We start from the raw sequence: 7,796 nt of genomic DNA on the forward strand, positions 1-7,796 counted from the left end.
TATGCAACTTTTGGGTACACTATTTCAAAGATCGAATGTTAAACTAACATAACCCATGAAGGGACTTTTTCAGTGCCCTCCCTGGGCTAGGGGCTTCTGCCCTTTCAGGGCGTGTGGAGCCTACATCTGAAAACACTTATCCTTTAGATAGCATAAAGGAAGGTGCGGATGAACCAGTAGCAAACGATACCTGCGATGTAACCTACGAAAGCAATCCAGGAGATATGCTTCATATACCAACCGAAGGTAATCTTCTCCAAGCCCATTACTACCACACCAGCAGCACTACCGATAATCAGCATTGAACCTCCTACACCGGCACAGTAGGCCAGCAACTGCCAGAAGACGCCATCCACAGCCATATCACCAACAGCTGCCACAGGATACATTCCCATACATCCGGCTACCAAAGGCACATTGTCAACAATACTTGAAAGCACACCGATGATACCAGTTACGAGGTAGTGGTTGCCATCGAATACGACGTTCAAGCCCTGACCCAAAGCAGTCAACACGCCAATCTCAGCCAGGCAGGATACTGCCATCAGGATACCGAGGAAGAAGAGGATGGTACTCATATCAACACGAGAAAGCAACTTGGTTACTCGCTTCTGAGTGCCCTCGGCATCAGCTCCACGATGCAAACTGCGATAGAAAACTTCGGTAGCAGTCCAGAGAACGCCCAATACCAGGAGGATTCCTACGAATGGAGGCAAGTGGGTGATACTCTTGAAGATAGGAACGAAGATCAAACCGCCTACTCCCAACCAGAACACAGCCTTGCGCTGACCTTCGGTGAAATCGCTGACCGATGCATTCTGCTGGTCAGAAACCTCAGGCATCACGAGTTCGCCCTTCAACATGGTCTGAAGGATGAGGGCAGGAATCACCATGGAAACCACAGACGGGATGAAGATTTCGGCGATAACGCCGGCTGCGGTAATCAATCCCTTGTTCCAGAGCATGATGGTGGTAACGTCGCCGATTGGCGAGAAGGCACCACCCGAATTGGCTGCGATGATGACGAGGGATGCATAAACCATGCGGTCCTTGTGGTCGGTGACGAGCTTTCGGAGAATCATAATCATCACGATACTGGTGGTCAGATTGTCGAGGATTGCAGAGAGGAAGAAGGTAAGGACAGCGATACGCCAGAGGAGCGCACGCTTCGACTTGGTCTTCATCACCTTGCGAACCCAGTTGAATCCGCCGTTCTGGTCAACGATTTCCACGATAGTCATCGCACCCATCAGGAAGAAGAGTGTTGTGGCAGTATCACCCAGATGTTCCTGGATGATTCCGGTCACCTTCTCCACCATTCCAGCAGCACCGCCTGTATAATCAGGGTGCATCAACTGGAGATACTGCATTGGATCCATCATGTAGAGGGTCCAACAACCTACCAACATCAACAGGGCAATTGCTGCCTTGTTTACCTTAGTCAAGCTTTCGGTAGCTATGAGTGCATAGCCGAGCACGAAAACGACAATAATAGAAATTGTAAGTGTAGTCATTACTTTTTATTTATTATTAGATATTCTTTTCCTTTAGATATGATTTGGTACTCACAATTGCCAAACGGCTGCAAAGATACAAAAAGAAAAGCAATAACCACACGATTCCTTATTATAATTGTATGAAATCGTTTACTTTATTACGGATTTAACCTAAATAATAACAGATTTCGCCCTGTATGGTTGAGGCATTTCATAAAACATGTAACATAAAACATGAAATAGATATAAAACGTTATGGAAATGCAAAAAAAATCCGAAACAGATAGCTGACAACGCTTCTGTTTCGGATTATCTTTTTGTATTCTTTCTTATTCTTCCTTAAAATCCATGCGGATTCTGATATTTAATAAAGCTAGCAATAATCATGTTCACAGGTTACTTAGCCACCTTGAATACAGCGGCACTAATGCCTGAAGCCTTGATGGCATCGATCTTCTTTCCTGATTTATATACGACCTTGCCTGTAGAAAGAACAGAAACTGCCTTGCCACCTACAGAGCTGATGTTGAGAGAGGCTGCCTTGGCACCAGGATTCACGACAACAACATACTTCTCATCACCCAAAGTGCGCTCATATACCATCGGATATTCCTGACCCTTCTGGTTCAGGAGCTTCCAATCTCCCTCATTGTCAAGAGCCTTGGCTGAATGACGCAAAGCGGCCAGCTTACGGGTATATGACAACAGAGAATTCTGATCTCCCTGCTGAGCTTCAACGGTCAACTTTCCGTTTTCCGTATCTACAGGGAAGTAGAGTTTATCAGGCGCACTCGTTGAGAAGCCGGCATTCTTGCCCTTGGTCCACTGCATCGGAGTGCGGGTACCAGAGCGCTCATTGCTACCCTCCTTGTTAGGGAGATTCATCTGATACTTCATACCAATCTCATCACCATAATAGATAAATGGAACACCTGGCATGGTGAGGAAGAAGGTCATCGCCACCTTCAACTGGTCTGGCGTGTTGCGGGTACCGATGTTAGGACGCTGGTAATCGTGGTTGGCAGATGGAACAGCGATGTAGCCGAGATTCTTGGTGGCATTGAAAGCCTTGGTATAGTTCTCGCTAAATTCCTTAAGCGAACCCTTGCCCTGCTTGTCGAAATAGCAGTTCTGATAGCTCTGCTCCCACTTGCCCCATGGAGTCTTGCGGTCGAAGAACAGAGAGGCATAGCCCTTAAGACCGAAATGGATGTAGAAATCGATGTTGAAGCCGGCAGGAATGGCTTGCTGCGGATTAGCCCACTCTGAAATCAGGACGGTCTCAGGATAGTACTTGTCCTTCCATGCACGCATCTCATTCCAGAGTTTGGAAACCTCCTTCTTGTCAGGGTCGTTCTTAATGAGCGATGACGCCATATCAACACGGAATCCATCTACACCCTTATCAAACCAGAAAGCCATGATGTTACGTATCTCCCTGCGAACAGCCTGTGGTCCAGGCGCATCTACGCTCTGCTCCCAAGGATGATTTGGGTCTGGATGAGCAAAGCCATAGTTCAAGGCTGGCTGGCACTCGAAGAAATTCTTCTCATAATACTTGGCACGAGGAGCATTCGCCTCCACATATCTGCCTCGGGTACTAGACTCCGGACTTGCCTCCTGATGACGGGCTTCTATTTCTTTCTTCTCGCTCTCAGGAATATCGTTCATCCATATATAATAGTCACTGTAACGCTGGTTAGGATCTTTCTCGGAAGACTCCTTAAACCAGGCACACTTGGTGCTGGAATGTCCTGCCACCAGGTCGAGACAAACCTTCATGCCACGCTTATGGGCCTCATTGACCAATGTAACCAAATCGGTATTGGTACCGAATCGAGGATCTACCTTGTAGAAATCGATGACATCATAGCCACCATCAAACCATCCCGACTCAAAGATCGGATTGAGCCAGAGGGCGTTCACACCCAGCGACTTGATGTAATCCAACTTGGAAGTGATACCCGGCAGGTCACCAATACCATTGCCATCAGTATCCATATAGGAAGATGGATAAATCTGATAGAAAAGTGCATCACTCAACCAAGCCGGTCCCTTCTTCTGTTCTGCCTGAGCAGAAAGTGTGGTTGCCGCCAAGGCAGCAACCAACAACATTTTATTCATTCTTTTCATAAGCATTATTATTAATTCCAGAAAACTCTCTCATAATAACTCAAAATCCTGCATTTTATTGTGCAAGAATACTAATTGCGAATCCGCCACCTGCTACGGAGTTCAACTTCAAGACAGACTTGCTGGTTACAATCTTCTTGGTGATGACATAAGCCTGCGGATTGGTCTTGTAGTTGGCATTCTTTGCATCCTGATAGATGGTAGCCACATACTTCTTGCCCTTCTCGAGGAAATCGAGCTTTACGGTAGACTGATGAGCCTTCATGCCCGTAACGCCACCGACAAACCAGTTATCAGAACCCTTTGCCTTGCGGGCAGCGGTGATATACTCCATTGGTTCAGCCTCCAGATAGATAGACTTGTCCCAATCTACAGCCACATCCTTGATAAACTGGAAGGCATCCATGTGCTTCTCGTAATTCTCAGGGAAATCGGCAGCCATCTGCAACGGACTGTACATCGTTACATAAAGTGCCAACTGACCGCAGATGGTAGAGTTGCAATGAGAACCATTGGCGCAATCCATTTCAAAGATACCCGGTGTATAATCCATCGGACCACCCTGCAGACGGGTGAAAGGCAAGATGGCGGTATGTCCCGGTTTGGTACCTCCGAAAGCCTGATATTCAGTACCGCGAGCACTCTCGTTGCCAATCAGGTTAGGATAAGTGCGGCAGAGACCGGTAGGACGCACAGCCTCATGGGCATTTACCATGATGTGATAATCGGCAGCACGGGTTATGGCATGCAGATAGTGATTGATTTCCAACTGACTGTAGTGATGCTCGCCACGAGGAATGATGTTGCCCACATAACCGCTCTTCACTGCATCGTAGCCATAATCCTTCATCAACTGGTAAGCTCTGTCCATATACTTCTCGTAGTTCATTACAGAAGAAGAGGTCTCATGATGCATGATGAGCTTCACACCCTTGGAATGCGCATACTCATTGAGCGCCTTGATGTCGAAATCAGGATATGGAGTCAGGAAATCGAATACCTTTTCCTTCATATAGCCACTCCAGTCTTCCCAACCGATGTTCCATCCTTCTACCAGGACTGCATCGAAACCATGGGCTGCAGCAAAGTCGATGTAACGGCGCACATTGGCATTGTTGGCAGAATGCTTGCCCGATGGCTTGGCATGTACATAGTCGGTTCCATCCAACTTCACGGTAGGATAATCATGGGTATAAGCCCACTCACCCTTACCGGAAATCATCTCCCACCATACACCCACGTACTTCACAGGATGAATCCAGGAGGTATCCTTGATCTTGCAAGGCTCATTAAGATTGAGAATCAGGTTGGAAGACAACACCTTGCGGGCATCATCTGTAATGACCATCGTACGCCAAGGGCTCTTGAACGGAGTCTGCATATATCCCTTCATACCCTGTGCATCAGGGGTAAGCCAAGAGGTAAAAGTCATGGTCTTGTCATTCAGGTTCAGATGCATGGCAGGATAATCCACCAGGGCAGCCTCATGCAGGTTGATGTAGATACCATCATCAGTCTTCAACTGGAGTGAGGTCTGTACACCGGTATCTGAAAAGACAGTCTGTGAGAGATTGCTGCTGACAGCAGCATGCAAAGCTGGACGGATGCCCGACAGACGGGTCTTGGTGTATTCATACTCCTGGGTATCGTAATCACCTGGAATCCACCAGGCGGTATGATCGCCCGTCATGGCAAATTCTGTACGCTCTTCCTTGATGGTAAAGTAGTTGAGATTGCCTTTCTGAGGGAACTCATAGCGCAATCCTACTCCATCGTCATAAACACGGAAGCGGACATTCATATAACTATCTGTAGAATTCTGCTTCAACTCTACCAGCATATCATTATAATGATTGCGAATAGACTTGTTCTCTCCCCAAACAGGAGTCCAGGTCTCGTCGAAAGTGGAAGTCTTCTCATCGATAACACTAAAATCGGCAAGCAGGTCCTTGCCATCTTTGCCGCCCTTGGCGAGCTGATAACCCAGACGGCTAGGCTTGATGATGGTCTTGCCCTGATAGGTCACACTATAGGTAGGCACAGTGCCATCCAAAGTGAAGTTCACCTTGATTTGTCCGTTAGGAGAAGTGATGTCTCCTGCATCTGCTGAGATGCCAAAAGCCATGAGAAGGCTTGCGAGCAAAAAGAGTTTTTTCATATTTTTTTGTTTAAAATTGTTTGTTGCTGCAAAAGTACGGCAAAAATCAATAAGTTGGTGCGAATAGTAGGCTTTTGGTAGATTGTCGGTATCTAGAACCAATCTCACAACTCTGAATATCAAGACTTTGCGAATTCTCAAAAAAAAGCGGCTAGTAGATGCGAGATTCTCAATGTTTTTTATTATTTTTGCAGCGGAATCTAAAAACATAGGAAATATGAGACATCTTATCATTATAATCATCACCCTGATGATACAGCCGATATACGTAAAAGGAGACAACAACCAGCTATACAAGCAACTGGATGCTGCCCTGGCACAACGTGCCCATTATGTAGAGTTAAAAGAGAAAAGCTTAAACGAAATCAAGCAAGGAGCCAAGTATGTTACCAGCAACGAAGACAAATTAAAACTATACGAACAACTCGCCAACGAATACAAAGCCTACGAATACGACTCGGCGATGACCTACGTAAACAAAGGTCTTATCCTTGCCCAAAAGAATAACAATATCTTATTTAACAAAAGATTCCAGCTTAGCCAAACCAGGCTATTGATCACACGTGGATTCTATGCAGAAGCAAAGGAAATTCTTCAGAAGATAGAACCTCAAGAAGATTCGCATGACTACCAGTTCCTATATTATTATACTCTTTACGAACTATACAACAACTGGTCAACCTATTGTGAAAACAATGAATTCAGCAAGAATTACAACCAGCTAAAAGTGAATTACCTGAAGAAAGCAATAGAACTATCTCCAAAGAAAGATGCATTCTATTACTATCTGTTGGGAGAATTATACTATTACAGCAATCATCCCAACAATAACAGGACCATACAATACTACAAAAAGCACTGAGCATGGAAAAGGCCAATAGCCGGCTGCATGCCATGACCGCCTTTGCGCTTTCTGAGATCTATCAGAAAGCCAACAACCTAGAGCTAATGGAGCATTACCTCCTGGTTGCAGCCATCTCAGACATCACTTCTGCAACAAAAGAAAACGTAGCCCTGCAAGACATCGCACTCTTCATCTACAAACATAAGACCAGAAGTCTGAACAAAGCCCAGGAATACATCAACCTATCCCTGGAAGATGCTTATGCATACAACAACCGGTTGCGCCGCATTGAGATTTCATCCAAATTGCAGATGATTACCAATGCCTATACAGATGACATCAGAGCCACCAACAGCATGCTCTACATTGCGCTGTCGGTCATTTTCCTGCTCTTGCTCGGAGTGGGACTTAGCAGTCTGTTCATCCGTAAGAAGAACAAACTTCTGAAACAGAAGAAAGACGAAATCACGGCTACATCGGCAAAAATGGAAGTTCTCAACAGCCAGTTGCACCTCATCAACGACGAACTGAAGGACACCAACCAGAAGCGCGAGAGACTGGTAAAGGTGTATATTGACCTGTGCTATAAGAACATAGAGAGAAACAGCAAACTGCGCACCTTGGCAGTAAGAAAGATCAAGGCCAACCAGAGTAAGGAGCTGCTGAGCCTCCTTTCTTCCTCAACCAATACAGAGAAAGAGAACAAGGAGTTTCTGACGGAATTCGACAAGGCATTCCTGTCTCTGTACCCAACTTTTATAACCGAGCTGAACAAGCAGCTTACAGAATCGGCACACATCCAGCTGAAAGAGAATGGAGAAATGCCCCCTATCCTCCGTGTGTGCGCCCTGTTAAGATTAGGCATCACCGAAAGTTCAAAGATAGCCGGCATCCTGTCTTATTCGCCACAAACCATATACAACTACCGTTCCCTGCTCAAGAACAATGCCATAGACAAGGAGCACTTCGAGGAAAATGTGCTCAGACTCTGCATGGTGATAGCCGACTGATGAGAGAAAGAATAAGATACCTATTTATATAACAACAAATCCCGACAGGCAACAATATACCTGTCGGGATTTTTTAATTATCTGCAATTGACGAGAAAAAAAGAAAAGCAATAACCACACGATTCCTTATTATAATTGTATGAAATCGTTTACTT

General features: G+C 45.7%; 5 protein-coding genes. 2 read left to right on the top strand and 3 right to left on the bottom strand.

Annotation, left to right across the window (positions count from 1 at the left end; translation table 11 throughout):
* Positions 1-143: 143 nt before the first annotated feature.
* The 3 genes from nhaD to KSW37_RS14665 form a co-directional block, all read right to left on the bottom strand.
* Positions 144-1,514 carry a sodium:proton antiporter NhaD gene (gene nhaD / locus KSW37_RS14655; RefSeq protein WP_217315086.1) on the bottom strand — a complete coding sequence of 457 codons (1,371 nt, stop codon included), beginning with the start codon at positions 1,512-1,514 and terminating at the stop codon, positions 144-146.
* Between the two features lie 378 nt (positions 1,515-1,892).
* Positions 1,893-3,620, bottom strand: a complete 1,728-nt coding sequence (locus KSW37_RS14660) for an alpha-amylase family glycosyl hydrolase (protein WP_153138835.1) — start codon at positions 3,618-3,620, stop codon at positions 1,893-1,895.
* 64 nt (positions 3,621-3,684) lie between these two features.
* Positions 3,685-5,787, bottom strand: a complete 2,103-nt coding sequence (locus KSW37_RS14665) for a glycoside hydrolase family 97 protein (protein ID WP_217315088.1) — start codon at positions 5,785-5,787, stop codon at positions 3,685-3,687.
* Between the two features lie 217 nt (positions 5,788-6,004).
* Between KSW37_RS14665 and KSW37_RS14670 the strand changes: the two genes are divergently transcribed.
* Both KSW37_RS14670 and KSW37_RS14675 read left to right on the top strand, forming a co-directional pair.
* A complete protein-coding gene (locus tag KSW37_RS14670) occupies positions 6,005-6,649 on the top strand; it encodes a hypothetical protein (RefSeq protein ID WP_217315090.1) in 645 nt (214 codons plus the stop codon).
* A 2-nt stretch (positions 6,650-6,651) separates the two neighbouring features.
* A complete protein-coding gene (locus KSW37_RS14675; protein WP_217315091.1) occupies positions 6,652-7,641 on the top strand; it encodes a DUF6377 domain-containing protein in 990 nt (329 codons plus the stop codon).
* Positions 7,642-7,796: the final 155 nt, after the last annotated feature.

The organism is Segatella copri (assembly GCF_019127135.1).
Classification (GTDB): domain Bacteria; phylum Bacteroidota; class Bacteroidia; order Bacteroidales; family Bacteroidaceae; genus Prevotella.

What these genes read in the sequence shown, in the direction of transcription:
- nhaD (WP_217315086.1), bottom strand. Translation starts at nt 1,514, where the DNA reads ATGACTACACTTACAATTTCTATTATTGTCGTTTTCGTGCTCGGCTAT.
- KSW37_RS14660 (WP_153138835.1), bottom strand. Translation starts at nt 3,620, where the DNA reads ATGAATAAAATGTTGTTGGTTGCTGCCTTGGCGGCAACCACACTTTCT.
- KSW37_RS14665 (WP_217315088.1), bottom strand. Translation starts at nt 5,787, where the DNA reads ATGAAAAAACTCTTTTTGCTCGCAAGCCTTCTCATGGCTTTTGGCATC.
- KSW37_RS14670 (WP_217315090.1), top strand. Translation starts at nt 6,005, where the DNA reads ATGAGACATCTTATCATTATAATCATCACCCTGATGATACAGCCGATA.
- KSW37_RS14675 (WP_217315091.1), top strand. Translation starts at nt 6,652, where the DNA reads ATGGAAAAGGCCAATAGCCGGCTGCATGCCATGACCGCCTTTGCGCTT.